The 25,562-nt window shown below is 40.8% G+C and carries 24 protein-coding genes and 2 pseudogenes; 13 read left to right on the top strand and 13 right to left on the bottom strand.

What is annotated here, in order from left to right; genetic code table 11:
• Nucleotides 1-34 precede the first annotated feature (34 nt).
• Nucleotides 35-1,189 carry a molecular chaperone DnaJ gene (gene dnaJ / locus D7V92_RS11270; RefSeq protein WP_005856657.1) on the bottom strand — a complete coding sequence of 385 codons (1,155 nt, stop codon included), beginning with the start codon at nt 1,187-1,189 and terminating at the stop codon, nt 35-37.
• 30 nt (nt 1,190-1,219) lie between these two features.
• Nucleotides 1,220-1,804 carry a nucleotide exchange factor GrpE gene (locus tag D7V92_RS11265; protein ID WP_057317297.1) on the bottom strand — a complete coding sequence of 195 codons (585 nt, stop codon included), beginning with the start codon at nt 1,802-1,804 and terminating at the stop codon, nt 1,220-1,222.
• Between the two features lie 216 nt (nt 1,805-2,020).
• Here D7V92_RS11265 and D7V92_RS11260 point away from each other — a divergent pair, with 216 nt between their 5' ends.
• The 3 genes from D7V92_RS11260 to corA are packed head-to-tail and all read left to right on the top strand — an operon-like array spanning nt 2,021 to nt 7,027.
• Complete coding sequence (locus D7V92_RS11260; RefSeq protein ID WP_005856652.1) at nt 2,021-3,451, top strand: DUF4136 domain-containing protein; 1,431 nt, start codon at nt 2,021-2,023, stop codon at nt 3,449-3,451.
• A gap of 15 nt (nt 3,452-3,466) precedes the next feature.
• The gene (locus D7V92_RS11255; RefSeq protein WP_008772073.1) at nt 3,467-5,935 is read left to right on the top strand and encodes an endonuclease MutS2; all 2,469 of its coding nucleotides are present in this window, start codon (nt 3,467-3,469) and stop codon (nt 5,933-5,935) included.
• Between the two features lie 15 nt (nt 5,936-5,950).
• Nucleotides 5,951-7,027, top strand: coding sequence for a magnesium/cobalt transporter CorA (gene corA / locus D7V92_RS11250; RefSeq protein ID WP_121772899.1), 1,077 nt, complete (start codon nt 5,951-5,953; stop codon nt 7,025-7,027).
• A gap of 9 nt (nt 7,028-7,036) precedes the next feature.
• Here corA and D7V92_RS11245 read toward each other — a convergent pair whose 3' ends face one another.
• Nucleotides 7,037-7,636 (bottom strand): recombinase family protein, encoded by a 600-nt coding sequence (locus D7V92_RS11245; protein ID WP_005856646.1) that lies wholly within the window; start codon nt 7,634-7,636, stop codon nt 7,037-7,039.
• Nucleotides 7,637-7,747: 111 nt separating this feature from the next.
• On the opposite strand from D7V92_RS11245, the gene D7V92_RS11240 reads away from it, so the two are divergent.
• The gene (locus tag D7V92_RS11240; RefSeq protein WP_048927483.1) at nt 7,748-8,836 is read left to right on the top strand and encodes a winged helix DNA-binding domain-containing protein; all 1,089 of its coding nucleotides are present in this window, start codon (nt 7,748-7,750) and stop codon (nt 8,834-8,836) included.
• Here D7V92_RS11240 and D7V92_RS11235 read toward each other — a convergent pair.
• Both D7V92_RS11235 and D7V92_RS11230 read right to left on the bottom strand, forming a co-directional pair.
• Complete coding sequence (locus D7V92_RS11235; RefSeq protein ID WP_048927351.1) at nt 8,798-9,073, bottom strand: zinc ribbon domain-containing protein; 276 nt, start codon at nt 9,071-9,073, stop codon at nt 8,798-8,800. The genes D7V92_RS11240 and D7V92_RS11235 overlap by 39 nt on opposite strands.
• A gap of 6 nt (nt 9,074-9,079) precedes the next feature.
• The gene (locus tag D7V92_RS11230) at nt 9,080-9,922 is read right to left on the bottom strand and encodes a GyrI-like domain-containing protein (protein ID WP_008772069.1); all 843 of its coding nucleotides are present in this window, start codon (nt 9,920-9,922) and stop codon (nt 9,080-9,082) included.
• Between the two features lie 200 nt (nt 9,923-10,122).
• On the opposite strand from D7V92_RS11230, the gene D7V92_RS11225 reads away from it, so the two are divergent.
• Nucleotides 10,123-10,641 carry a cupin domain-containing protein gene (locus tag D7V92_RS11225; RefSeq protein ID WP_022192111.1) on the top strand — a complete coding sequence of 173 codons (519 nt, stop codon included), beginning with the start codon at nt 10,123-10,125 and terminating at the stop codon, nt 10,639-10,641.
• A 201-nt stretch (nt 10,642-10,842) separates the two neighbouring features.
• On the opposite strand, the gene D7V92_RS22235 is transcribed toward D7V92_RS11225, so the two are convergent.
• On the bottom strand, nt 10,843-11,016 hold the full coding sequence (locus D7V92_RS22235; RefSeq protein WP_005856636.1) for a hypothetical protein: 174 nt from the start codon (nt 11,014-11,016) through the stop codon (nt 10,843-10,845).
• A gap of 215 nt (nt 11,017-11,231) precedes the next feature.
• Between D7V92_RS22235 and D7V92_RS11220 the strand changes: the two genes are divergently transcribed.
• The gene (locus D7V92_RS11220) at nt 11,232-12,440 is read left to right on the top strand and encodes a hexokinase (RefSeq protein ID WP_121772898.1); all 1,209 of its coding nucleotides are present in this window, start codon (nt 11,232-11,234) and stop codon (nt 12,438-12,440) included.
• A gap of 223 nt (nt 12,441-12,663) precedes the next feature.
• On the opposite strand, the pseudogene D7V92_RS11210 reads toward D7V92_RS11220, so the two are convergent.
• Nucleotides 12,664-12,948, bottom strand: a pseudogene (locus D7V92_RS11210) (response regulator transcription factor); the annotation flags it as partial.
• A 117-nt stretch (nt 12,949-13,065) separates the two neighbouring features.
• Here D7V92_RS11210 and D7V92_RS11205 point away from each other — a divergent pair.
• Entirely contained in the window at nt 13,066-14,262 is a 1,197-nt protein-coding gene (locus tag D7V92_RS11205) for a PLP-dependent aminotransferase family protein (RefSeq protein WP_039848659.1), read from the top strand.
• Here D7V92_RS11205 and D7V92_RS11200 read toward each other — a convergent pair.
• Both D7V92_RS11200 and D7V92_RS11190 read right to left on the bottom strand, forming a co-directional pair.
• Nucleotides 14,250-15,671 (bottom strand): PLP-dependent aminotransferase family protein, encoded by a 1,422-nt coding sequence (locus tag D7V92_RS11200; protein ID WP_121772897.1) that lies wholly within the window; start codon nt 15,669-15,671, stop codon nt 14,250-14,252. The genes D7V92_RS11205 and D7V92_RS11200 overlap by 13 nt on opposite strands.
• A gap of 705 nt (nt 15,672-16,376) precedes the next feature.
• Nucleotides 16,377-16,730: a helix-turn-helix domain-containing protein gene (locus tag D7V92_RS11190; RefSeq protein WP_005848067.1), complete on the bottom strand. Its 354-nt coding sequence runs from the start codon at nt 16,728-16,730 to the stop codon at nt 16,377-16,379.
• 166 nt (nt 16,731-16,896) lie between these two features.
• Between D7V92_RS11190 and D7V92_RS11185 the strand changes: the two genes are divergently transcribed.
• From D7V92_RS11185 to D7V92_RS11175, 3 genes are all read left to right on the top strand, one after another.
• On the top strand, nt 16,897-17,394 hold the full coding sequence (locus tag D7V92_RS11185) for a dihydrofolate reductase family protein (protein WP_022274955.1): 498 nt from the start codon (nt 16,897-16,899) through the stop codon (nt 17,392-17,394).
• 11 nt (nt 17,395-17,405) lie between these two features.
• Nucleotides 17,406-18,044, top strand: a complete 639-nt coding sequence (locus D7V92_RS11180) for a SagB/ThcOx family dehydrogenase (RefSeq protein ID WP_121772896.1) — start codon at nt 17,406-17,408, stop codon at nt 18,042-18,044.
• Nucleotides 18,045-18,256: 212 nt separating this feature from the next.
• Entirely contained in the window at nt 18,257-19,117 is an 861-nt protein-coding gene (locus D7V92_RS11175; RefSeq protein ID WP_022508565.1) for an RteC domain-containing protein, read from the top strand.
• 481 nt (nt 19,118-19,598) lie between these two features.
• Here D7V92_RS11175 and D7V92_RS11170 read toward each other — a convergent pair whose 3' ends face one another.
• From D7V92_RS11170 to D7V92_RS11155, 4 genes and pseudogenes are all read right to left on the bottom strand, one after another.
• The gene (locus D7V92_RS11170) at nt 19,599-20,225 is read right to left on the bottom strand and encodes a hypothetical protein (protein WP_121772895.1); all 627 of its coding nucleotides are present in this window, start codon (nt 20,223-20,225) and stop codon (nt 19,599-19,601) included.
• On the bottom strand, nt 20,218-20,601 hold the full coding sequence (locus D7V92_RS11165) for a hypothetical protein (RefSeq protein ID WP_121772894.1): 384 nt from the start codon (nt 20,599-20,601) through the stop codon (nt 20,218-20,220). The genes D7V92_RS11170 and D7V92_RS11165 overlap by 8 nt, the downstream gene beginning before the upstream one ends.
• Nucleotides 20,598-20,843, bottom strand: a complete 246-nt coding sequence (locus tag D7V92_RS11160; RefSeq protein ID WP_121772893.1) for a hypothetical protein — start codon at nt 20,841-20,843, stop codon at nt 20,598-20,600. Before D7V92_RS11160 ends, D7V92_RS11165 begins: the two co-directional genes overlap by 4 nt.
• 62 nt (nt 20,844-20,905) lie before the next feature.
• Nucleotides 20,906-22,119 (bottom strand): annotated as a pseudogene (locus tag D7V92_RS11155) (site-specific integrase).
• Nucleotides 22,120-22,793: 674 nt separating this feature from the next.
• Between D7V92_RS11155 and D7V92_RS11150 the strand changes: the two are divergent.
• Genes D7V92_RS11150 through D7V92_RS11140 form a run of 3 tightly spaced genes read left to right on the top strand, consistent with a single transcriptional unit; the run spans nt 22,794 to nt 25,562 of the window.
• Nucleotides 22,794-23,132, top strand: a complete 339-nt coding sequence (locus tag D7V92_RS11150; RefSeq protein WP_010535364.1) for a helix-turn-helix domain-containing protein — start codon at nt 22,794-22,796, stop codon at nt 23,130-23,132.
• Nucleotides 23,125-25,182 carry a toprim domain-containing protein gene (locus tag D7V92_RS11145; protein ID WP_121772892.1) on the top strand — a complete coding sequence of 686 codons (2,058 nt, stop codon included), beginning with the start codon at nt 23,125-23,127 and terminating at the stop codon, nt 25,180-25,182. The genes D7V92_RS11150 and D7V92_RS11145 overlap by 8 nt, the downstream gene beginning before the upstream one ends.
• Nucleotides 25,179-25,562 (top strand): helix-turn-helix domain-containing protein, encoded by a 384-nt coding sequence (locus D7V92_RS11140; RefSeq protein ID WP_121772891.1) that lies wholly within the window; start codon nt 25,179-25,181, stop codon nt 25,560-25,562. The genes D7V92_RS11145 and D7V92_RS11140 overlap by 4 nt, the downstream gene beginning before the upstream one ends.

Below are 25,562 nucleotides of genomic sequence, written 5' to 3'. Positions count from 1 at the left end.
GTTCTCACACGAACACAGTAGTCTTTCCTATTCGTTAATCAAAGAAGTGCTTAAACTTACTGAAGATTTTCTCTTTCATCGTCTTATTAGGCTGGAAGTTCGGTGAATTCTCCAATCCGTTCAGCGTCTCTTTCTCCGTAGACGACAAAGTCTCGGGGATATATACACTCACGTTCACCAACAGATCGCCCGTACCATAACTATTGATGGAAGGGAGTCCTTTATTACGCAAACGGAGCACCTTGCCCGGCTGCGTACCCGGCTCGATCTTCAATTTCGCCTTTCCGTCGATGGTCGGGACCTCTACCGTGGCTCCCAAGGCTGCTTGCGGAACACTCAGCAGGAGGTTGTATAACAGATCGTTCTCATCACGAATCAACTCCGGATGAGGTTCCTCCTCGATAAGGATCAATAAGTCACCGTTGATTCCACCATGTCGTGCGGCGTTGCCTTTACCATTCATGGAGAGCTGCATGCCCTCGGCTACACCGGCAGGGATATTGATCGTGATAATCTCATCGTCGCGAACGACGCCCTCACCGTTACACTCCGTACATTTCTTGACAACGATCTTGCCCTCGCCACCACAAGTAGGGCAAGTCGTCTGCGTCTGCATCTGCCCTAGGATCGTGTTGGCGATACGGGTAACGACACCGCTACCTTTACACGTATCACACGTCTTCACACCCTCCGAGCCTTCCGCCCCGCTACCGTGACAATGTGAACAAGGCACATACTTCTTCACCTTGATCTTCTTTTCCACGCCGTTAGCGATCTCTTTCAGGTTCAGCTTCACCTTCACACGCAAATCCGATCCACGGTTCACACGGCGTCCTCCACGAGAACCGCCGAAACCACCGAAGCCTCCGAAACCGCCAAAATGTCCACCAAAGATGTCGCCGAACTGGGAGAAGATATCCTCCATGGACATTCCGCCACCGAAGCCGCCACCTTGTGAAGCCCCACCGACACCCGCATGACCGAATTGATCATAACGCTGACGCTTTTGCGGATCGCTCAACACGTCGTATGCCTCAGCCGCCTCCTTAAAGTTCTCCTCCGCTTGCTTATCGCCCGGGTTCTTATCCGGGTGGAATTGTATCGCCTTCTTACGGTACGCTTTCTTTATCTCATCCGCCGAAGCATTCTTCTCAACGCCCAGCACTTCATAGTAATCCCTTTTAGCCATCCTTGTATTTGTTATTTGCCGATTTTCCGATTATTCTCCCACTACTACTTTAGCGTGACGTATTACCTTGTCAAATAAGGTATATCCAGTTTGTACACAATCCAATACCTTGCCCTTCATGTCCGGTTCCGGAGCGGGAATCGTAGCGATAGCCTCAAACTCCTCCGTATCGAACGGCTTGCCTATGGCCTCGATCGGCTTCACGCCCTGCTGAGACAGATAGCCCATGAACTTACCGAAAATCAAGTCCACGCCTTCTTTAACGGCCTCTACATCCTCCGCCGCACGGACGTTCTGCAAGGCACGCTCGAAATCGTCGATAATAGGAAGAAGGTTCTTTAACGCACCCTCGCCGCCAGTCTTGATCAAATCGGCCTTCTCACGCATCGTACGTTTACGGTAATTGTCAAACTCCGCCATCAAACGCAGGTGGGAATCGTTCAATTCGTTATATTTCTTCTGCAAGGCTTCCACCTCGCCCGACACATTGTCAGAGCCGGCAGTTTCATCTGCCGCATTTGACTGTTCTTCCTGCAAATTTGTCGCTTCCTCATTATTCACGTTTTCGTTTTTTGAAGCGTTTTCTTTTTTCTCGTTTGGATTCATCTTGCTCATAATCTATCTGATTTTTTTCATTACTAACTAATTGTAAGCGAAATACGGTACCACATAAATACCCTTAAAAAGTATATACACAGCATCCATATCAAGTTCATACACTATTATAGCAGCAAATATATTGCCAACTATTCCACCACATCAAAAATATCTTTACCTTTGCCTATGTTTTAAACGAAACAGGTATTTTTAGAGTAAATAAAATTCCAGAATATGATGAGAAGTGTGATTTTATCAACGTTGCTATTAGTATTGGCGGTCTGTACGGTTTCCGCCCAAAACAGGAATACATCCATCTGCCGACTAGGCTTCACATACGATATCAGCCAGAGCAAGAACTGGGGAAACAACAAGCCGGTCATTAAAAGTATCATCCCTTATTCATCCGCCGAGCAAGCAGGTATTAAGAAATATGACGTGATCGAGGAGATCAACGGGGTACCCGTGACGGAGGTATCTGTCGACGAGATCCCTCAACTGCTGAATCCCGCCGGAAGAAACGATGTCCTATTGACTATCAGCAACCTTTCCTCTCCTTCTAAACAAGTATTGGTAAAGAAGGACTGCAAGAAAAGTAACGCCATCACGGAAGACCAGCTGGCGTCCGCCTATGCGATGTATAGCTTGGAGACAACCAATGAGCAAGAATTCGTATGCCCGTTCAAGACTACCGTCACATCCGACGGCGTAGATTTCGGTAACTTCAAGACATTCGCCTTCTCGACCATCGACGAGAATAACCGTAAACTGGAAACGGTCATCAACGAATGCATCGAGAACGAGTTGACCAAAAAAGGACTTACGGTTGATATCGCAAAGCCGGATTTATTGATACAGACTTTCTATTTCTTCGATAAGAACCCGAACTATCTGGGAGCGAATAAAGTATTGGTAGAAAAAGAACCGACTTACCGGTACAACTTCTCGCACAGTAAGATGGAGAAATTCCCGTTCTTGAATTACGCCGCCGCCGAAGCGGAAGCCGAATATCTGTTGCAATTCGGTATCCGTATCATCGATCAAAAAGATATCCCCGGACGTGTACTCTGGGAATGTGAGGCGAACGAGTTGCTGGAAGACTCTTATCGTTTAGACGAATACGCCCGGGTGCATGTCCCGTTGATGTGTATGCAATACCCATACACGAAATACGGACGTAACGTACCGTTCAAGGTGAGCAAGAAGACCTATAATTATACGGGGATCAGCTACGATATCGATAAATTGGATCAAGTGGTTGACGTAGATCGTAACTCTCCCGCTTATGCGGCAGGCATCCGTCCCCGTGACATTATAGAAAAGATCGGCCGCCATAAGATGGATCATTCGGCAGAGGAGTTCTCATCCGCCTACAAACGCTTTATCACGAACACGATGCAATATCGTGATCCGAAGACGATGTTTACGGACGCGAACGGTTTCAAGTATTGCATGTTCTGGGACGTATTCAAATATCCCCAAATAGCGGATGCGTCGCAAAGCTCCGATTACTTGCCGGCGTTCTCTTATTTATACTATTTCGCCCCTTATATTAATCCGTCCGGCAACAACGCCTGTACATTTAATATAAAGCGTGGCAAGACAAAATTAGAAGTAATTATCCGTCCTACCATTCGCTCTGAAGTGACGGTAGAGATCAAATAAAGATTTTACAAACACGTGATATATCCACAAAATTTTGAACAAAAGACGGGCTTTGATAAGATCCGTCACTTAATCACAGAAAAATGTTTAAGCCCGCTCGGGGAAGAGCGGGTAGCGGAGATGGGATTCTCCGCCGATTTCGAGGTCGTATCCAAGCGATTGGAACAAACCGATGAGTTTATCCGTATCCTACACGGAGACACGGAATTCCCCGCCAGTTATTTCTTCGACGTGCGCTATTCCTTGAAACGGATTCGGCCGGAAGGTACTTGGCTGGATGAACGGGAGTTGTTCGACCTCAAACGTTCCTTGCAAACGATCAATGACATCGTACGCTTCTTCAAGCCTATGGACGATGAGGAAATCAAGTATCCGGCCTTGACTGAATTGGCGGGAGATATCTTTGTCTTCCCCCAATTGATTGGAAAGATCGATAGTATCCTCGATAAATTCGGCAAGGTCAAGGACAGTGCTTCCTCCACCCTATCGCAAATCCGCAGGGAAATGACGATCACGATGAGCGGTATTTCCCGCAGCCTGCAATCCATCCTCCGTGCGGCACAATCGGACGGGGTTGTCGATAAGGACGTGACACCGACCATGCGCGACGGTCGTTTGATGATCCCGGTAGCCCCGGCCTTCAAACGAAAGATAAAAGGTATCGTACATGATGAGTCCGCCAGTGGCAAGACGGTCTTTATAGAGCCGGAGGTGGTCGTGGAAGCGAATAACCGCATCCGGGAACTGGAAGGGGAAGAACGCCGGGAAATCATTAAGATACTGACGGAATTCACGAACGTGATCCGTCCTTTAGCTCCGGATATCCTACAATCTTACGAGTTTCTTGCCGACATTGACTTCATTCGTGCGAAAGCGTTATTCGCGGAGCAAGTCAAGGCGATCAAGCCGATCGTGGAGGATAAGCGACAAATGGATTGGGTACGTGCCGTGCATCCGCTCTTATTCCTGTCTTTACAGAAACAGGGCAAGCAGGTAGTTCCCCTCGATATCGAGCTGACCGAGGGAAAACGGATCTTGATCATATCCGGTCCGAACGCCGGTGGTAAATCCGTTTGCCTGAAAACGGTCGGATTACTTCAATACATGTTGCAATGTGGTTTATTGATTCCTTTGCATGAGCGATCAAGAACCGGGATCTTCGAGCATATATTCATCGATATAGGCGATGAGCAAAGCATCGAGAACGATTTGAGTACCTACAGTTCCCACCTTACCAACATGAAGTATTTCGTGAAGAATTGTAACGAGCGGACCATTATCCTAATCGATGAGTTCGGTAGCGGTACGGAACCCCAGATTGGCGGCGCTATCGCCGAGGCTTTATTGGATCGCTTCAACCGGAATCATAGCTTTGGGGTAATCACGACCCACTACCAGAATTTGAAGCATTTCGCCGAGGATACGGAAGGTATCGTAAACGGTGCCATGTTGTACGACCGCCATTTGATGCAGCCCTTGTTCAAGCTTTCTATCGGAAATCCGGGTAGCTCTTTTGCCGTAGAGATCGCACGCAAGATCGGTCTGCCCGAGGACGTGATAGCCGACGCTTCCGCGAACGTCGGAGCGGATTATATCAATATGGACAAATACCTGCAAGATATCGTACGCGATAAACGGTACTGGGAAAGCAAACGGCAGAATATCCGTCAGCAGGAGAAAAAACTGGAAGATGTCACTTCTCGTTATGAACAAGACTTGGAAGCCGTAAACAAGCAACGGAAAGAGATCATCCGGGAGGCAAAGGCCGAGGCCCAACGTATTCTAGCGGAGGCTAACGCCAAGATCGAGAATACCGTCCGTGAGATCAAGGAGGCCCAAGCGGAAAAAGAACAGACCAAACTGGCCCGCAAAGCCTTGGAAGAGTTCAAGAACTCCGTAATGGCGACCGAAGAAGAAGACGATAAGATCGCACGCAAGATGGCGAAGCTCAAGGAACGGAATGAACGGAAGAAACAGAAACAAAAAGTGACGGCCCAGCCGATATTTAATAAAGAGGTGATAGAGGTCGGTGACAATGTACGCCTTAAAGGGCAGGTTTCCGCCGGAACCGTTATGGAACTACAAGGAAAGCAGGCCGTAGTAGCATTCGGGATGATCAAAAGCACGGTTAAGCTGGAGCAGTTGGAAAAGGTAAGCAAAGGCCAGATCAAACGGGAAATCCAGAAAAGCACGTTCGTCAGCTCCCAGACCACTGACAATATGCATGAGAAGAAGATAAACTTTAAGCAAGAAATCGATGTGAGAGGAATGAGGGGCGATGAGGCATTGCAAAGCGTGACCTATTTTATCGACGACGCCATTCAAGTCGGGGCAGGCAAGGTTCGTATCTTGCATGGAACCGGTACGGGTATCTTACGTCAGCTAATCCGGGATTATCTGCGCACGGTTCCCGGTGTCCGTCGTTTTCAAGACGAGCATGTGCAGTTCGGAGGCGCCGGCATCACCGTTGTTGAATTCGATTAAAAAGAGATCCTTATTATGAGACGGAATGAATATACACACAGGAGAAGACATATATCCAACCGGCATTTATCGGACAAGTATTATTACGCCGGCGAACATGAGACAGCAACCGGCATCCGTCTCACGCAATACAACGAACAATCTTTGCATACGAAAGAGGTGCGGATAACCGACACCTCTTTCAGCAAACTATCCGACCCGGATCAGATCAATTGGTTCGAGGTTAGCGGATTGACCAACGCGGATGCCATTACCCGTATCGTAAAAGATTTCGGACTGCATAATCTGGACGCTAAGGATATCTTGACTCCCCAACACGTGGTCAAGGTAGAGGAATACAAAGGACGAATGCTTATCGTATTAAACTCCTGCTATTACGATGTCAATAACGAGATGCGGTCTGAGCACATCAGTATACTGGTAGCGAACAATACGGTTATCACTTTTACGGAAAGCAACAACCCCGTATTCGAGGCCGCTCATAAAGCGCTACTATCCAACATGCTGAACATCCGGAAAAAAGGCAGTGGATTGCTGCTCGCTTTCCTTCTAAACACCATCATAGCGAATTTAGTAGAATCCGCCTCAAAGGTAGAAGAGATACTAGAGGATATAGAAGAGACTTTGCTCGATCCTAAGAACGATCAGGGTAATATGGGTTCCCTAATCCAACAACACCGCCATGAGTACATGATTATCCGTAAGAATAACCTACCGCTGAAAGATCAATTCTCAAAACTATTACGAACAGAGAACGGGATTATCACCCCGGATATCCTGCCGATCTATAATGACCTGCAAGACCAACTCCAATTCGTTATCCAAACAACGGAAAGCTGCCGGGAAATCACCTCTTCCCTTGTCGATCTTTATATATCCAATAACGATCTTAGGATGAACGCCATCATGAAACGGCTGACGATTGTCTCCACCCTTTTCATCCCTTTGACATTCTTGGTGGGCGTATGGGGTATGAACTTCAAGATAATGCCGGAATTGGATTGGCGTTACGGTTATTTCATAGCTTGGGCCGTCATGATAGCTACCGGAGTATTGACTTGGCTATATATGAAACGAAAGGATTGGTATTAAAACCAATCCTTACGATCTGAAGAATTTCTTCCTATACTTATAAAAAGTATTCTTAGAGACGTTGAAATGCTCGCAAATCGATCCTACCGATTCTCCCCGCTCCAACATGTTCATGATCTCCCCCTTATGGGCGTCTAAGAAGAACAACTTGGATTCCGAGCCTTTAGGACGTCCCAACCGCTTTCCCGTACTTTTCACCTGTTCCAAGGCGTCTTTTGTACGTATGGAAACCAGACTGTGATCAATCTCGTCTACTTGCTTGAAGACATTAATCATCAATTGGCGATCCATCCGGTCATCGAATATATAACGGTCGTTTATACAATAGACCGTCACGTCCTTCTCCATGCAAACGGTAAGTATCCCCATCAACTCATATAAGGTAAGACACAAACGGGTAATATCCGATACGATCAAGGCATCCCCTTTCTTCAAGCGTTCGAGAACAAGTTTTAACTTTGGTCCCGGCTGTTTCGCTTTCTCTCCGGATACTTCCATGACCCATTTATCCACATGGATATCTTTGGCCGCGGCAAAAGAAGAGATCTCTTCCCTTTGAATATCCAAGTGTTGCCGGTCCGTAGCCACATTTAAATACGCTATCGTCATAAATTTCACTAATTGTTTCTAGCGTGAAGGTACAAAAAGAATGAGTATATCTTCAAGATTATGGGATGTTTAACGCTTTATTTCGTACATTTGCGTTTATATTCATATATTATGATAACACATATACGAGTAGCTAGCCAACAATTGGAACAACCCCGATTCGAGTCCCCGAAAGAGTTGGTCTCTTGGATGGGCGCTATCCAGGCGCAGGAGTATGAGATGGCCAAATGGGCGATCGGTATTCGCTTGAGATCCTCTTCCCTTGAAAAGGTAAATGAGGCTTTGTACAAAGGTGATATTCTACGTACCCATGTGATGCGTCCTACTTGGCATTTCGTGGCCGCCGAGGATATCCGTTGGATGCTTATGCTATCTTCCGAGCGTATCAAGGCTGCCGTTATGTCGTACGCCAAGGGACATTTCGGGAAGATAGAAAAAACGCTGTTCACAAGATGCCTAGATCAGATCGGAAAGATACTGGAAGGATACAAAAGCCTGACCAAACAAGAAGTAACGGCGGAATTGCAAAAATCCGGGATTTTGCCCACCATAGATCACGTAAACCTTTTCCTTACATGGGGTGAGGTGGAAGGCATCGTCTGTAGCGGGATCGATAAAGGAAAGAAAACGACTTACGCCTTATTGGACGAACGTGTCCCTCCTACTCGTGAACTTTGCAGGGAAGAGGCTCTGGCGAGATTGGCATCCAGATATTTTCAAAGCCACTCCCCTGCCCAGTTACAGGATTTTGTTTGGTGGTCCGGGCTAACCGCTACCGAGTGTAGGCTCGCTATCAATCTGATCAAGGCGGAGTTAATGACCGAGACGTTCGATTCCCGTGAATATTTCATCCACCAATCATGGAAAGGAAAAAATGAGAGCGAACCTGTACTGCGTCTCCTCCCCGCCTTCGATGAATACTTGATCAGTTACAAAAACCGCACGGACGTATTGCCGCTAGAACATCATCCAAAAGCGTTCAACCGATTCGGCACCTTCTACCCGGTTATCTTGTATAACGGAAAGATAATAGGTAATTGGAGCCGCTCCATTAAAAAAAACACCATTCAAATAGAAATGGACTTTTTCGAGAAGAAGCCCCGCATTCCAGTGAAACTAATCCAGCAAGCCGAAGCGCAGATAGACGCTTTTTATAGAGGCTTATTGTACCGCCCAGCGCTTCAATGTCGGGAAAAATAATTTCATATTCGCTACGGCCTCCTCTTTCGTATAATGAAAGTCCGCATCTTTATTGAACTCATCGACAAACTGGGCACAATGATCGATCATCTGATCCATCGTACAGTCCATCGTGAAGGCCCCGTCCTTATAACAATAGCAACAATATTCCTCATTCTTGCTTCCGTCATGGTTCGTTCCTAACTCCTCATTCTTTTGCAGCGGCATACCGCAGCTTTGGCAAAATTTTGTTTCCATACTAATTTATTTTATTGGTATATAAATCTTTGTCACTTGCGTATCGTCATCCTCTTCCGAATAACTCACATATTCCTCAAACGCCATTCCATGCCGTTTGGTATAATTGAAATCTATATTTATAGTATTATATAGTTCTTGTAATCCCGCATAACTACCTTTTAAGGTATAAACCGCATATTTTCCTTTCTGCAAACGAATCGTACCGAACATCCCTGATGGAATAATCTCCTTCCCGACCGAAGCGCAAGCATAAAAACGACATTGGTCCGGATGAGTGACGTTCGGGTCATCAAAACTTAGACCAATAAAGCGGGTGTCCTCTGATAACGCTTGATTCTCTTTTAAGAATCCGATCAACAGATTCCATGCCTCCTCATAGGGTTCGGCCTCACCATATTTTCCAAAAATCCGGATATAAACCAAATCTAAATCATCTACCTCACAAACCTCAACTTCAAGATCGTGTGGATTACTCCACTTCTCGGTCTCTTCTCTCAGACGTGCTCGCAACTTATCCATATAAGCTTTCGGAGATACGCTGAATTGTTTCTTGAACGCTTTCGAGAAAGATTGGGGGTTATCATAGCCTACCCGACTCGCTAGATCTGCCAGACTCATATCTTCCGTATGCATATATAGAACCGCTCGCTCTACACGTTGCCTCGCCACATAAGCATATAATGACTCATTCAAGGCTCCTTTCATAATACGTAGTAGCTGCCGCTCGGACACGTTTACTTGCCCGGCTATTATATCCAGTCGTAAAGGGAGATGCAAATTCGCATTGATATAATCAATTACTTGATTGATTTTCCGTTGATATATGTTTTCCGTATCAGGCTTCATCCTATAGATTCTTATGATGACAAAAATACATAATCCCAACAGACTGACAATTGTCCAATCTCGCCAATTTGAGATTTCCCCTATATTTGTTTAAAAGCCATCAACTTCAAGATTCTATAGATTGTAAAATCAGTAATTCTGTTACACTTATCAGTAATTGGTATACAAAAGTAATGGAATATCTTAAATAATTTTGTGATATGGATAAAATCAAGAAAACAAATATGAATATAAAGAAAATAACCATTGCCATGTTGATCACATTAATCTCTATTGGCAATATAAACGCACAAGAAATGAAAACTGAAATTCCAAAAATTAGTGAATTCCCTACAGGAAATGAAAACACCGGGTTTGAACAATATTTCTCGGGGAAGTCTTGGCTAGCGCCATTAACAAGCAATAAGGATTTAAACGTACCAATGTTTAACGTAACGTTTGAACCTAACTGCCGAAACAACTGGCACACGCATACAGGAGGACAAATACTCATCGCCGTAGGTGGTGTGGGTTATTATCAAGAACGAGGTAAAAGCGCCCGTCGTTTACTACCCGGGGATGTTGTCGAAATCGCACCAAACATAGAGCATTGGCACGGCGCCTCACCGGACAGTTGGTTTTCGCATATCGCCGTAGAATGTAATCCCCAAACCAATAAAAACACTTGGCTTGAGCCGGTAAGTGATGAGGAATATGGGAAGACCGTAAATGATAAGTAGTAGATTTTCCTTATCGTTTACACAAACCGAGCCTAAAAGACACTCCGGTTTCCCCTAGAAGAAACTGCAGTTTCTATTCTAGCGGGAAACTGTAGTTTCCTAAGAAAGAAATATAAAAAACTGTAATATACAAGTAAACAGAATATTGAATAATATATTCTCATCCTATGCCCTGTATATAAGACATTCTTCTCGCAAAATTCAATCCGTGCAATTAATATCATTAACAGATTCATTCTCATACGCAGACTTTTGTGATTTTATAAATATATCACGGTACTCATCAAGTAAGTTAATGTCCTGCAAATCATTAACGCCTAAAATCTCACGGATTAAATCCGCCTTGCCTGCTTCTATCTCCACTTTCGGTATCATATATCTTAATTTAGATTAATAAATAAAATCATCTGTTTGGTGTTTTAAACAGACATCGTCACCCTTTTGTTTATACAAAATTTAAATTTAACACAACAAATTTTACAGTATCCGAAATTTATCCCCTTAACTTAATCAACCAATAAGGATAGTCAAATCCCTTTCTAAATTGTTATTCACTAACAAGGATATTTCAAAATCAAAAAATCAATCTTATGGAGAAAAATATTTTCTGGTTAGAAAATGACCAACTCAAAGAGATAGCCAGTTCATTTCGGGAAAAGGTTGAAGAGGGATTAAAACATGAAAATGCGGAGATACAATGCATACCGACTTTTATCTCTCCCAAAACCTCTGATATTAATGGAAAAGCATTGGTTCTCGATTTAGGAGGAACCAACTATAGAGTAGCGACCGTCGATCTTGGACAAGGATCACCAACCATCCATCCCAACAATGGGTGGAAAAAAGACATGTCGATCATGAAATCACCGGGATATACTCGTGAGGAGCTATTTAAAGAATTAGCCGATATGATTGTCGGGATAAAACGGGATGAGGAAATGCCAATCGGCTATTGTTTTTCTTATCCAGCAGAATCCGTACTCAGTGGAGACGCCAAATTGTTACGTTGGACAAAAGGAGTCGACATTAAAGAAATGGTAGGGCAATTAGTAGGCAAACCACTTCTCGACTACCTAAACGAACATTGTAAAATCAAATTTACAGGTATTAAAGTATTAAACGATACTATCGCCAGCTTGTTTGCCGGCCTAACCGACAATAGCTATGACGCCTATATCGGTCTGATCGTAGGAACAGGCACCAACATGGCCACTTTCATTCCGGCGGATAAAATAAAGAAATTAGATCCGAGCTATAATATACAAGGCTTAGTCCCTGTCAACCTAGAGTCGGGTAACTTCCATCCTCCATTCCTCACGACAGTCGATGATACGGTTGACGCCATTTCAGGCAGCCTTGGAAAACAGCGGTTTGAGAAAGCGGTTTCGGGTATGTATCTAGGCGATATATTGAAAGCAACTTTCCCTTTGGATGAGTTTGAGAATAAATTCGATGCCCAAAAATTGACCGCTATCATGAACTATCCGGATATTCACAAGGACGTATATGTAGATGTAGCTCATTGGATCTACAACAGATCAGCACAATTAGTCGCCGCATCGCTACTGGGCCTTATTCAGTTACTGAGATCATATAATAAAGATATACAAAAAATCTGTCTAGTAGCCGAAGGCAGTCTATTTTGGAGCGAGAATAGAAAAGATAAAAACTATAACATTCTTGTTCTGGAGAAATTACAAGAACTCCTTAATGAATCCGCATTAGCGGATATAGAAATCCATATCAACAATATGAATAACGCAAACTTGATAGGAACAGGTATAGCGGCGCTCTCTTGAAATCAATATGAATGAAGTGAATCTTGAACTATAAAATTACGTTTTTCAAAATAAATAGAAAGTGCGGGTATTCTTTACATACGATACCCGCACTACTTTTTCCGCAGAAAAATGATTGTATAATTCACTCATAGCGCATCGCACAAATGGATTCAGCCCCAGAGGATGAAATATAACCGCAATCATATCAATATTAGCTAGTGGTTTGGATTGGATATCGTAATCAATAGAGAATACCGAAATTTTCCGCCTTATTGATAGCTTCGATCGCATTATCTACATTTAGCTTTGCCAATATATTCTTTCGGTGATTATTTACCGTATAAATACTAAGATTTAGCTTATAAGCGATCTCTTTGCTCAGAAAACCTTGCCGAATTAATATTAGTATTTCTTTCTCACGCTTGGTTAATTGAGGTTCGGCTAGAATAACTGTCGACGCAAGTATCAGTCCTGTCTTTCTATTGATAACTGTCCGTTTAATTCTTTCGGTAGGCGATACAATCGGGATAATACTTGGTTCCGAAAATCTGTACCCGCTGATATTGTGCAAATTGTATCTGTTCTCATTTATCTATTATGCTTTACTTTGCATTATTTTAGTTTTCAAATATATTTAATGATTATGAAGTTGAAATTTGCCAAGAGAATGTCTTATATAAAGGCTTCGGAAATAAGAGAAATACTCAAAGTTACAGAACGGGAAGATGTTATTTCATTTGCTGGTGGACTACCTGCCCCTGAGCTATTCCCCATAGATGAAATTAACAAAATGAATCAGGTCGTTTTGCAAGAAGCAGGAGCAAAAGCTCTTCAATATACGACTACTGAAGGGTATTATCCTTTACGTGAATGGATTGCCAAACGAATGAATGAACGCTTAGGGACATCGTTTGATAAGGATAATATTCTTATAACTCACGGTTCACAACAAGGATTAGATTTATCCGGAAAAGTATTTCTGGACGATGGTGATATCGTATTGTGTGAAAGCCCCACCTATTTAGCAGCAATTAGCGCATTCAAATCATATGGGAGTAGCTTCATTGAAATTCCAACAGATGAAGAAGGCATGGATATGGCTACTTTGGAAGAGGTACTGAATAATACTCAAAATATAAAACTAATATATGTAATACCAACCTTTCAAAATCCCACTGGAAAAACATGGAGTTTGGAAAGACGAAAAAAACTGGCTGAACTATCTGCTTTATATGATATTCCTGTTATTGAAGATAACCCTTATGGAGAATTAAGGTTTGAAGGAGAGTCTTTACCCTCTATAAAGTCTTTTGATAAGGTAGGTAATATCTTATGTACTGGTAGTTTTTCTAAAATCTTTTGTCCGGGCTTTCGGATTGGGTGGATTGCAGGTGATAAAGATATTATCCGCAAGTATGTGTTAGTTAAGCAGGGCACTGATTTGCAGTGTAACACAATAGCTCAAATGACTATTGCCGAATATCTAAAACGATATGATATTGATGAGCATATTAGCAAAATAGTAGAAGTCTACAGAAAACGCAGAGATATAGCTTTAGAATGTATTGAACGCTATTTTCCTAATGACATAAAATATACTCATCCTCAAGGCGGGTTATTTACTTGGATAGAATTACCCGAAAATATTTCAGCGCATGACATCCTGCAAAAATGCATTGAACAGAAAATAGCCTTTGTACCCGGCGGTTCATTTTATCCTGTTGAGCACAAAGAAAATACATTTAGAATAAATTACTCTAATATGCCAGAAGATAGAATCATGAAAGGACTTCAAGTAATAGGGGAAGTACTAAAGGAATACATACATCAGTTAAAGTGATTTTTAATTATATCCCCCAATTGTTTTAAACGTTCTTCAAGAAGTGGAGTCCATCGTTGTCCATAGCTTAAACGCATACAATTGGTATATTGCTCTTGTAATGTAAACATACGTCCGGGGGCTATGCTTATTTTTCGCTGCATAGCCCGATAATAAAGTTCTGTCGTATCAATCTGTTTGTCTAATTCCATCCAAAGCATAAATCCTCCCTGTGGAGTAACAATTTTTGTATTCTCGGGGAAGTAATCCATGATGGAATGGGCAAAATGAATACTGTTTGCGTATAATTCTTGTCGCAGTTTACGTAAATGGTTTTCGTATCTGTCATTCTCCATGAAATTGGCAACCGCTTCTTGATTAAGCGCAGGCGTAGAAATAAGGTGAATATTCTTTTGGCGAATAATAGCATGTTTAAATTTGCCGGGAGCAATCCATCCTACCCGATACCCCGGCGCTAATGTTTTAGATACCGCACCACACCATAAAACAAGCCCCTTCTTGTCAAAAGCCTTGCAGGGCTTAGGACGTGAATTTCCAAAAAATAAATCACCATATAAATCATCCTCGATCAAAGGTATATCATATCCGGCCAGCATATCAACAACTACCCTTTTATGTTCATCAGGCATACAACTTCCCAATGGGTTATTAAAGTTGCTTATAAGCAGGCAAGCTTTAATTTGTGGTAAAACTTTTTTCAGCGCATCTGGATCAATCCCTGTTACTGGATTGGTAGGTAATTCCAATATACGCAACCCCATACTATTGGCTAATTGTAACATTCCAAAATAGACCGGACTTTCAACCGCAATAGTATCTCCTACCTTAGTAATTACAGATAAAGCTAAAGCAACCGCATTAGTAACTCCAGCAGTTGTCACTATATCATCTTCTGTCAAGTTTCCCTTCCAACTATACGTAAAACGAGCTATAGATTTACGTAATCGCATATTTCCCTGTGTTTCATCATACCGGGTTCCATTACCCGGAAGTGTCTGCATAGCTCTTATAAGTTCTTTATTAAGTTTTGCAATTGGTAATAAAATATCTTCGGGCATTCCTAATGAAAATCGAGTGATCGATTTATCTCCTATTTCTAACGAGCTGTATACGTCAGCAATCAAATCTATCACCTCTTTGCTCTCAGGCTTTACAGACGGTTGTGTTGTCGCTGGAACAGATAGGCGTATGGGTTTGTAATTGACAATATACCCTGATTTTGGGCGTGATATTATAAATCCGTCTTTTTCCAATTCATAATATGCCTGAATTGCAGTATTAAGACTTACACCATTTTCATTGCTAATAGTGCGTAAAGAAGGTAGTTTCTCACCAGCTTTCCACACGCCTTTCTTAATTTGACAGGCAATAGTTCTCGCTATTTCTTGATATAGGATTTCTTTTTTCATACTTGTCAGGTGTTATCTGTATCCTGCAAATATACAAAAATCGTGTCTGTATCTGTTTTGGACTTTGAATTACTTTTACAGAATGACTTTTGTATTGCTTTGCTATTCTTAAATGAAAGAAAGGTATTCGAGTAAACAACTGAATTTAAACACCATTAATAAAAAAATCACAGTAAAACAGGTTTCAGATGATAATATCTAAAATCAATACAGAGATTGAAACCTTCTGCATGGATAGTGATTTCCGACAATCGTACCCCCTAATCGTTTTTTGGGGAAGGGGGTACGATTTGGATACTCAACCGTGTCTTTTCGTGCCCCTTTTTTGTCTTTCAGGCAAGACTGAAACAATAAAAAAAGTCCTACAATACGTTGATATTGTAGGACTTGTCTCTTTTTTGTCGCCGTTTGGCTTTGTTCTTATGTGATCCGCCTGGTTCGTGAACCTTGCGGTATATTCTCCTAAAAATCAATATCTTCGGAATTATAAGCTCTGTACTTGTCACGTTTTAGTCTTTAAAAACTGTCCGCTTTTGTCCTGTGTCTGTCTGCTTATATCTTGGGTTCAAAAATACGGCTTCTTTTTGAACTATGCAAATATTTGATTTACAATCTTTAGGCTTTGGTGTAAGGTGCAAACTATATCTATATATAGGTTTGCACCTTACACCAAGTTACCTAAGGATAATTAACTTATGTAACGTATCAATCATTGATATTGACACTCTTCACATATTCCCGATGAGCAACACCCCATTGAATCATTGCTGCAATTAATTCTTTCAACCGAAACCCGGAAGATGTCAATTCATATTCTACCGTCACTGGCACTGTATTATAAACAGCTCTCTTTACAACCCCGTTCAATTCGAGTTCTTTTAATTCCTTTGACAGCATACGGGGAGTAATATGAGGTATTTTCTTTTGAAGTTCATTAAACCTATACTTTCTAAAAAGCAAAGCCCGGATAATATTAAGCTTCCATTTACCGGATAAAATGGTCAGCGTATCATTTAGAGCAACAACATTTGAATAAGGGCATCCATTAAAGTCTTCCATATAACCAGTTTATTTAAATAGTCCATAACTATACTCTTGTATATTACTATACATAAGTATATTGATATACTTTAGTAAGCAAAGATACACTACTTTTGCATCAAATCAAAACATTCATTCGATATTGAAAGGATGTTTCTAATATTAACAATAAAAAAACAATCGTATGAAAGTAACATTAATTGCGTCAGTGTCAGCAAATGGAAAAGTATTGCTGGCAAACAATCCCAATCATCAGATAGCACCGGAAGTCATGGGATTTCTTGTACAGAAAGCCATTGAGTCCGGCAACATTGTTTTTGGGTATTCTACTTATACCATGTTTATCGATGCGTTGCAAGATGCCCTTGCAGGAAAAGAAATCGTCGTGCTATCCAACAATCACGAAGCCCGAAGCGGTCACAAAACCGTTCATACTCCTGAAGAAGCGGTAGAATACCTGAGAGGAAAAGGAATGGAAGAAATAGTCGTTGGTGGCGGAGTACAGACTTACAATGCTTTCCTTGACAAGGATTTGGTAACAGATATTTATTTCAATGTCACTCCAATGGTTATTGGTGACGGTGGTGTTATTGGCTCAAAAGATGATTTATTCGTCAAGTTTGATAAAATGAATTATGAACCCATCATTGAAAATGTAATCAGACTTCATTTGAGTAAATAACAGGAGCAGATATGAAAAAAGTAATTTTATCAGTTTTATTATTGGGCATTATAATGGGATTACAGGCTCAAGAATTGAAAGTTATAAATTTGAATAAGCCGGATAAAAGCAGAAATGTTACATTGATGCAGGCATTGGATAAAAGACATTCGGAACGAGCATTTGCCAATAAACAACTGACGCATCAGGATTTATCCGACCTGCTTTGGGCAGCCAACGGAATAAACCGTCCGTCAGAAGGCAAACGTACCGCACCATCGGCAAATAACGTACAGGAAGTTGACATATATGTATGTATGAAAGATGGGTGTTATTTGTACGATGCTAAAGCACATCAGTTACAACCTGTTGCTAAAGGTGATTATCGTTCTGCCGTAGCCGGACAACAGGATTTTGTAACAGAAGCCCCTGTATGTCTGATACTGGTTGCTGACTTGTCCCGCTTCAATAGCGGAAATCCTGAACAGTTGCTAATTGTAGGAGCTTGTGATACTGGGATTATTTCTCAAAATATTTCACTATTCTGTTCCTCGGCTGGCTTAGTTACAGTACCACGGATGACAATGGATAAAAATGCATTGGAAAAAATATTAAAACTAAAAAAGTCCCAACATTTATTACTAAATCATCCTGTCGGATATGCGAAATAAAGAGGGTATAAAAAAGCAGATATAAAAATTCAAAACATCCTTTTGCTAATTGGATAATTGCTTTTAATATCCAGTAAAGATAAGAATAAATCGAGGGTGTCAAATATTTTTGGACACCCTCGATTTATGATATTGTAGATTTAAACTATCATATAAAAGAAACCTTTTGTTTATTCGATATTTTTAGTAAACTATTTAATATTAAGAAGTAAATGGAAAACATCTACAATAACATATTCATAAAAGACCTTTTATCCAAAATAAACATAGAAATTGAAATATTTTCTTTCGATAGCGATATATCTTCTGATAAGGCACTTTCTATGATTAATTTTATCAGACCTTTATTCGAAGAATTGAGAGAATTTACACATCAATACACTTTTCAAGATGCTAACGATGAAATATCGTTTTTTAAAGATATTAAGCCATCCATTCTAAGTAAACTGATATATTTTAGTGACATATACCTGCTTGAACTGAGAAAGCCGAATGGCAGTAAAGAAGTTCTCAAAGAGCATTATAAGAAAAAACAAACAGCAATAACAGAATTTTGTAACGCTAACCTTGACTTCTACCAATATTATCGTTCTAAATCGACACATTTAGATAGATATTATTTCCTTAGAGGACATGAAAACTACAAATTGTGCCACAACTGTGGTATGTTTGATAAAGACCCTTTATTTTCAACTTGTTGCGACCACAAGGTAGCTAAAATGTTGGCTTATGATATGTTGGAAATTTATCTTCAACAGCGATTGCAAGGGGTTGAAAGACAAGAAGTAATAGAAACCAGCAGGGTTTCACTTCCCGACAATCCTTTCCGGTGGACGGGTACAAAGACTGCTGCTATTGAGTTGGGATATGCGATATATGCAGCCGGAGTTCTAAATAACGGGAACGCCGATATAAAAGAAATAATGACCTACATAGAAGCATCATTCAAAATAGACTTAGGTGATTACTACCGTACTTATCTCACCATCAGGGAGCGCAAAAGGGATAGAACAGCCTTCCTTAATAGCTTAATAGAAAAACTCCTTCGGAAAATGGACGAAAACGACAATTAACCTCCCCGTAAGGTTCGACTAAATTATTTTCTTTTTTCGCAAGTCCCTCATAAACTACATGGGCTTTTGAAAAGAGAAAATATTTTTTTTGCCTATATGTGAAAGATATAATGTTATCTGCCAATCATTCTGCCAGTCTTACAATCTTCCTTCTATGCAATCTCGAAATCTTGCAATCTTGACATCAAGAAAACAAGTTGTCAAGAAATCAAGCTCTCAATATTGAAATAAAATAATATTTCAATACTTCACTAAAAAACTCATCGTTCGGGGAACGCCCAGCGGCAAGGGGCAGGACCACCCGTCCCGACGAGCGAAAAATACATTTAATTGAGTAATTTTCTTTCATTGGAAACACGACTTCGGAGTAGCTTTCTAAAAGAGTTTAGAGCTGCTGAGATAATTCTCAGCAGCTCTGGACACACCTTGCTGTTATCTAATGATAACATTATTGAGTGGTAGTAATATGCTAAAATCGCTGTCAATTTCTGCCGTTCTTTCTTATTTCATTTAATTCATCATTATGTATTTTTTGTAAGTCTGAATACAGTTGATTAATTATTGGATACAAAAGACTTCTAAAGTGGTCATCATACCCTTTATCATTAGAGTATTTATCCAATACTTTGAAAAAATCTAGTTCTAATTCTTGCAGATCTTTTGAATATTTAGAGCCTGATTTATCAGTAATTCTTCTTTCTTTTTTTATAGTTCCATTGTCCTGAATGATTTCGTAGCCATTTTGAAATATGTGACAAGCGTTATGCCTGCAATATTCCAAGTAAGCAAATTCATTACTGGAAAATTTAGATTTAATCTCGCCTATACTTGCTATTAGCCTTTTATGCCAATCAATCCAATATTTATTTTTAGTTTTCGAGATAGTGTTTAAATTGTTAACTAAATAAGAATATCCTTCTGTTATTGTTTGAAATAGAATAACAATAAATAATTCTTGATAAAACAAATCATACTCTTTATGTAATGCATCATTTAGATAAAACAACTTTTTCAACCACATTTCAAATTGCTGTTGTTGTATTACTATTTTAGACTTTATTTGCCACATTGGATCGTTAATGTATTTTTTCAATTCTTTATCATCCATGATTTATTGTTTTAAGATATTCTTTTTCATTACACCAAGACATTAAACATTTAAGCACTAAATGATTTACGCTAATCATAGATTGAATAAATGTTCTTTTTTGAGTTTCGGTGAAAATATCATAGTTACCTACTGATATATTAACCTTTCGAGATTTAGTGTCTTGCTTATTCACTTTTGCTATTGCATATAAATGTTGTTCTGATAAATGTATGTACGCAGAGGTTTCCTTATATAGTTTTTGAACCCCACTGAACTTCTTTTCTAAACACCGAACTAAATATCCATCTGTTAATTTATTCCCATCGCTGTCGATATAATTACAAATTGGTTTTCCAGAGCCATAATATAAGTAAAAGTCATTATAATCTTTCACAAGACTGTAGCGTAGAATCGAAGACAATTGTCTAATTGCATACGTATAAGTGGTAAAGCGCAGAGATAGTTGTTTTCTTGGACTAAAATTGTAAAACCTTGGTTAAGTGCTATTGCTCTATTTGCAATAGCACTCGCCATTAAATCAAGTGTATATAAACCATTACCAGTCTTTAATATTTGCAAGGTTGCTTGTAAAAATAGGTCTTTGCAGTTTTGTAATTCTTTTAAGTTTTCTTCCATATTGTAATATTGAGGTTCTAAATAGTGCAAAAATAGAAATATAACTCAAAAGAATATATTTTCTACTGCGATTTCTTATTCAATATGTTAGCAAGCATTTCCAAATCCTTGCTAACTTTTACATCGGTGATCCTCGCATAGATTTGAGTAGTTCTAATGTTGGTATGCCCTAAAATCTTAGATACTGTTTCGATAGGTACACCATTAGCGATAAGCACCGAAGTTGCACACGAATGTCTTGCCACGTGAAATGTCAGGTTCTTATTTATGTTGCAAATGGTTGCAATCTCTTTTAAGTAATCATTAATTTTCTGATTGCTTATAATTGGTAAAATCATTCCGTTGGGTAACTCGTCTTTGTATTTTTCAAGAATGGCTTTTGGAATTTCAAGTAATCGAATGTTGGATGCGACATTTGTTTTGTGGCGTTTCGTCATTATCCATAAATTGCCATCAAATGAAGTACGGATGTTTTCTTTGGTAAGCTCGCATACATCAATGTATGAAAGCTCTGTATAACAACTGAATATGAATAAATCCCGTACCTGTTCCAGCCTTTTAGAAGTAAACTTCTTGTTGTAGATGGCGGTTATTTCTTCCATTGTTAGATAATCCCTATCCGTTTGCTCGAATTTTACCCGATAATTCCCGAAAGGGTCGGCAGTTACTAATCCTGTATTCTTAGCGAAGTTCATAACGGTTCTAAAGCGTTGTATAAACTTCATCGCTGTATTGTGGGTGCATCCATAGTGATTTTTGATATACAACAGGAAATTATCAATGAACACGACGTTAATTTGCTTGATAAGCATATCTGAAACCGAATACTTTAATTTCATAAACTCGATAAGGCGTTTCTTTGTCAGTTCGTAACGTGAATAAGTCTTATCTACTGTATTCATCTTTACCTTTTGCAAATATTGCTCGTTGTGCATCTCGAAGAACTCAATTAGGGTTTTACCTCGTTCAATCTTACCTAAAAAGGCGTTCTTAACCCGTTCAGAGGTCACATAACCGTCTTGTTCCAATAAAGCATGATAATGTTGGTGTACAGTGCTGCGGATGCTGTCTAACATGGAATTGATACTCATAGCTTGGCACTTCTGCCGGTTGCTTTTCCTGCGCTCACACTCCAATTCACCGGGTTTATTTCCATTTGAGTGTTGAACTGTGCCACGATTTGGTCGATGGTGATTCTTGCAATGATTGGTGCATTACCATTTTTCTTTACTGCATTTCGTTTTACGAAAAATAAGAGCTTAAAAGTACTTCTCATAATCTCACTTTTTTAGTTACAAAATTACTTTTATTGATTAAAAATGAGATATTTGCAGACTTGACAAATTGGGACAACACTTAGCCAATTTCAGACATTACGTGACCTGCTTTTCTAAAAAATGTATTGGTCACGAATTGGTCATAGAAGTGTGTCTTTTCGTGACCTTTTGGTGTCTTTGGTCACGGACATATACAAAGAAAAAACTCCTGCAATACCTTGATATTGTAGGAGTTGTCTTCTTAAAGTCTTGTTTTGACTTGTCTTTCAGTGATCCGCCTGGGATTTTCACTTTATGGCTGTATGTGTTTGAAACACAAATGCTTTCTAAACTACTAAAATCGTACCGTAACGATTTAGTAACGATTTCCAAAATGTTGATTTGTCTGCTTATGACACCGTTGTGTCTGCTTAACTTTCCGGGTTCAAAACTACAACTTTCCTTTTAATCTACCAAACTATTTGAGTATTAAATAGATAAAAATATTTTTCCGGTGCAAGGTGCGAGCCTATATATATAAGTATAGGCTTGCACCAGACTTGTACTGTACCTCCCTCCCGCTATGCTACATATTCAGATATTGAAAAAAAGTTATGCCAAGTTGGTAACAAGTTGGCAAATGCTCCGGCACTATTGGATGAACTTTGCAGCAAATTAAAATGATAACTGTAATATGGAAGTAATAACAATGGATAGCAAGGTGTATAAAGACCTTGTCGGGAAAATTCAACGAATTGCCGACTTCGTGGCAAAGGCACAGGTTATGCCCAAAGAGGAAAATGAGGTGTGGCTGGATAGTAATCAGGTAGCGGATGCCCTGAATATAAGTACACGCACATTACAACGATTGAGAAACGAAAACCTGATAAGTTACTCTATGCTGAGAGGGCGGTGTCTTTATAAACTTTCGGAAATAGAACGGGGACTGAATGAACGCATCATCAAATGCAAACCACAGGATAGAGAGAATTTTCGGAGGAATTATTTCTTGAATGATAACGAGAATGAATAAAGAGGATATTCTTCTGCTAACGGATAAGGGATTGGCGGTTTTTAAGTATTATATCCCTTTCGCTTTTAAACTCGGACGTAATTTCTTAAATCCGTTGTACAAAGATAGCAAGGCTTCGTGTAATGTGTATTTTGACCGGAGAAATGGAATGTATAAAATGAAGGATTTTGGGAATGATGATTATTCGGGGGACTGTTTTGCGTTGGTCGGCAAGCTAAACGGACTGAATTGTAAAGAACCTAAAGACTTTGTGCAAATACTGGCTATCATTGATCGGGATATGCACTTGGGCTTATCTGACAAGTCCGAAATGAGAATTTCTTCTACTACATCTGTTCCGGTGATTGCGGAAGTTACACATGTACCGAAAAGGAAGAAAGCAAGACCTTATACGTTGGCGCAAAAGAGCTTTACGGCTGCGGAACTTGCCTTTTGGGGAGAAAGTGGTATCACGCAAGAGGTGCTGAAATTGTTCCGGGTGGTGTTCAGCAGCGAGAATAACGATGGGAAACCGTTTTGCATTGCGGCGACGGATAAAGAACCGGTGTTCGGTTATACGGCGAAACAGTATGTGAAGGTGTACCGACCGTACTCGGAGATGCGCTTTTTATATGCCGGGGATTTTGGGGAAAATTACTGTTTCGGGCTGGAACAGTTGCCTGCTAAGGGGGATTTGCTCTTTATTACAGGTGGAGAGAAGGACGTGATGAGCCTGACGGTTAATGGGTTCCATGCTATCTGCTTTAATTCGGAAACGGTGACTATTCCCGTGGGAATTATTCATAGGCTCTCTTTCCGGTTCAAACATATTGTCCTGCTCTATGATGTGGATAAAGCGGGGCTGGACAGTTCGGCAAAACAAGAACTGGCGTTGAAGAATTACGGGGTGAAACGATTGTTGCTGCCACTGGCAGGAACAAAGGTGGAAAAGGATATTTCGGACTTTTTCCGTTTGGGAAATAGCCGGGAGGATTTGATTAAACTATTTCTGGATTATCTGGATACAATATACAGCGAAACTATGTCTGCTCTGAAATCTTGTGAGGTGGATTTTAATAATCCGCCGCCCGTGGCACAAATGGTTGTGTCGGTGAATGATGTGCCGTTGGGCACGCAAGGGAATATCCTCTGTATTACCGGTGGTGAGGGAACCGGAAAAAGTAATTATGTGACGGCATTGATAGCCGGTGCCATCGGACAATCCGAAAAGAACAAGGATAAGGTGATGGATACGTTGGGGGTGTCGGTCTGTGAAAACAGCAAGCGGAAGGCGATTCTGTTTTATGATACGGAACAGTCGGAGGTACAGACGTACAAGAACATTACAAACCTTTTAAGGCGTTGCGGACGGGAAACGATGCCGGAGTACCTGAAAGCGTATTGCCTGACGGGAATGAGCCGGAAAGAGCGTTTGCAGGCGATTATCCAAAGCATGGATAAGTTTCATTATCAGTTCCGAGGGATTCACATGGTGGTGATTGACGGGATTGCGGACTTGATAAAGGGTGCGAATGATGAAACGGAAAGTATTGCCGTGGTGGAGGAACTTTACCGGCTGGCGGGGATTTATAATACTTGTATCGTTACTATCCTGCATTTTATTCCTTCGGGGCTGAAGTTGCGCGGGCATCTGGGTAGTGAGTTGCAACGAAAGGCGGCGGCTATCCTCTCGATAGAGAAAGATACTGATCCGTCGGTGTCGGTGGTGAAGGCGCTGAAGGTGCGTGACGGTAGCCCGCTGGATGTGCCTATCATGCAGTTTGCATGGGATAAGGATGCCGGGATGCACGTGTATCTGGGGGAAAAGCCGAAAGAGGAAAAGGAGAAGCGGAAAGAGGATGAACTCGTGGCGGTGGCACGGGATATTTTCGGACGGCAGGACTTTATTACTTATGTGGATTTAGCGGAACAGATTCAAGCGATACTGGACGTGAAGGAACGCACGGCGAAAAGTTATATCAAGTTCATGCGGGAAAAGGAAATCATACGGAAAGACCCGTCGAACCAGAGTTATTATATCATCGGGAACTTAAAACAGGCGGGCTTATGATACCATTGGATAAAGAAACATTCGAGGCGTATATGGAACGGTTGCTCGAACAAGTGGAAAGGGTTGTAGGCGCACTGGACAAGAAGAACAAGAAGCCGCAAAATTACCTGAACGGGGAACGGCTGTACGATAACCAGGACGTTTGCCTGTTGCTGAACATCAGCAAACGGACGTTGCAACGGTATAGGGATAATGGACTGAAATATCACACGATCCTGCATAAGACGTATTATAGGGAGAAGGACTTGCACGAGTTTATACGGAGGTATTTCGATGGAGAGAATGTAGGGAAAGGCAAAACGAAGGAATGTAAGGAAGATGAACGTACAGAGGATGGTATGTTGTCCGATGATGAGAACGAAGTAACAGAAGATATTTAG

Source organism: Parabacteroides sp. CH2-D42-20, from assembly GCF_003670185.1.
GTDB lineage: Bacteria > Bacteroidota > Bacteroidia > Bacteroidales > Tannerellaceae > Parabacteroides > Parabacteroides distasonis.
This window is presented reverse-complemented; position numbering and strand designations above follow the sequence as displayed.

Bases quoted from the DNA above. Each gene is read 5' to 3' on its own strand.
- D7V92_RS11180 (WP_121772896.1), top strand. From the start codon at position 17,406: ATGAAAAAAGTAATTTTATCAGTTTTATTATTGGGCATTATAATGGGA.
- D7V92_RS11220 (WP_121772898.1), top strand. From the start codon at position 11,232: ATGGAGAAAAATATTTTCTGGTTAGAAAATGACCAACTCAAAGAGATA.
- D7V92_RS11200 (WP_121772897.1), bottom strand. From the start codon at position 15,671: ATGAAAAAAGAAATCCTATATCAAGAAATAGCGAGAACTATTGCCTGT.
- D7V92_RS11265 (WP_057317297.1), bottom strand. From the start codon at position 1,804: ATGAGCAAGATGAATCCAAACGAGAAAAAAGAAAACGCTTCAAAAAAC.
- D7V92_RS11205 (WP_039848659.1), top strand. From the start codon at position 13,066: ATGAAGTTGAAATTTGCCAAGAGAATGTCTTATATAAAGGCTTCGGAA.
- D7V92_RS11185 (WP_022274955.1), top strand. From the start codon at position 16,897: ATGAAAGTAACATTAATTGCGTCAGTGTCAGCAAATGGAAAAGTATTG.
- dnaJ (WP_005856657.1), bottom strand. From the start codon at position 1,189: ATGGCTAAAAGGGATTACTATGAAGTGCTGGGCGTTGAGAAGAATGCT.
- D7V92_RS11160 (WP_121772893.1), bottom strand. From the start codon at position 20,843: ATGGAAGAAAACTTAAAAGAATTACAAAACTGCAAAGACCTATTTTTA.
- D7V92_RS11235 (WP_048927351.1), bottom strand. From the start codon at position 9,073: ATGGAAACAAAATTTTGCCAAAGCTGCGGTATGCCGCTGCAAAAGAAT.
- D7V92_RS11245 (WP_005856646.1), bottom strand. From the start codon at position 7,636: ATGACGATAGCGTATTTAAATGTGGCTACGGACCGGCAACACTTGGAT.
- D7V92_RS11150 (WP_010535364.1), top strand. From the start codon at position 22,794: ATGGAAGTAATAACAATGGATAGCAAGGTGTATAAAGACCTTGTCGGG.
- D7V92_RS11175 (WP_022508565.1), top strand. From the start codon at position 18,257: ATGGAAAACATCTACAATAACATATTCATAAAAGACCTTTTATCCAAA.
- D7V92_RS11225 (WP_022192111.1), top strand. From the start codon at position 10,123: ATGGATAAAATCAAGAAAACAAATATGAATATAAAGAAAATAACCATT.
- D7V92_RS11145 (WP_121772892.1), top strand. From the start codon at position 23,125: ATGAATAAAGAGGATATTCTTCTGCTAACGGATAAGGGATTGGCGGTT.
- D7V92_RS22235 (WP_005856636.1), bottom strand. From the start codon at position 11,016: ATGATACCGAAAGTGGAGATAGAAGCAGGCAAGGCGGATTTAATCCGT.
- D7V92_RS11170 (WP_121772895.1), bottom strand. From the start codon at position 20,225: ATGGATGATAAAGAATTGAAAAAATACATTAACGATCCAATGTGGCAA.
- D7V92_RS11230 (WP_008772069.1), bottom strand. From the start codon at position 9,922: ATGAAGCCTGATACGGAAAACATATATCAACGGAAAATCAATCAAGTA.
- D7V92_RS11260 (WP_005856652.1), top strand. From the start codon at position 2,021: ATGATGAGAAGTGTGATTTTATCAACGTTGCTATTAGTATTGGCGGTC.
- D7V92_RS11140 (WP_121772891.1), top strand. From the start codon at position 25,179: ATGATACCATTGGATAAAGAAACATTCGAGGCGTATATGGAACGGTTG.
- corA (WP_121772899.1), top strand. From the start codon at position 5,951: ATGAGACGGAATGAATATACACACAGGAGAAGACATATATCCAACCGG.
- D7V92_RS11190 (WP_005848067.1), bottom strand. From the start codon at position 16,730: ATGGAAGACTTTAATGGATGCCCTTATTCAAATGTTGTTGCTCTAAAT.
- D7V92_RS11240 (WP_048927483.1), top strand. From the start codon at position 7,748: ATGATAACACATATACGAGTAGCTAGCCAACAATTGGAACAACCCCGA.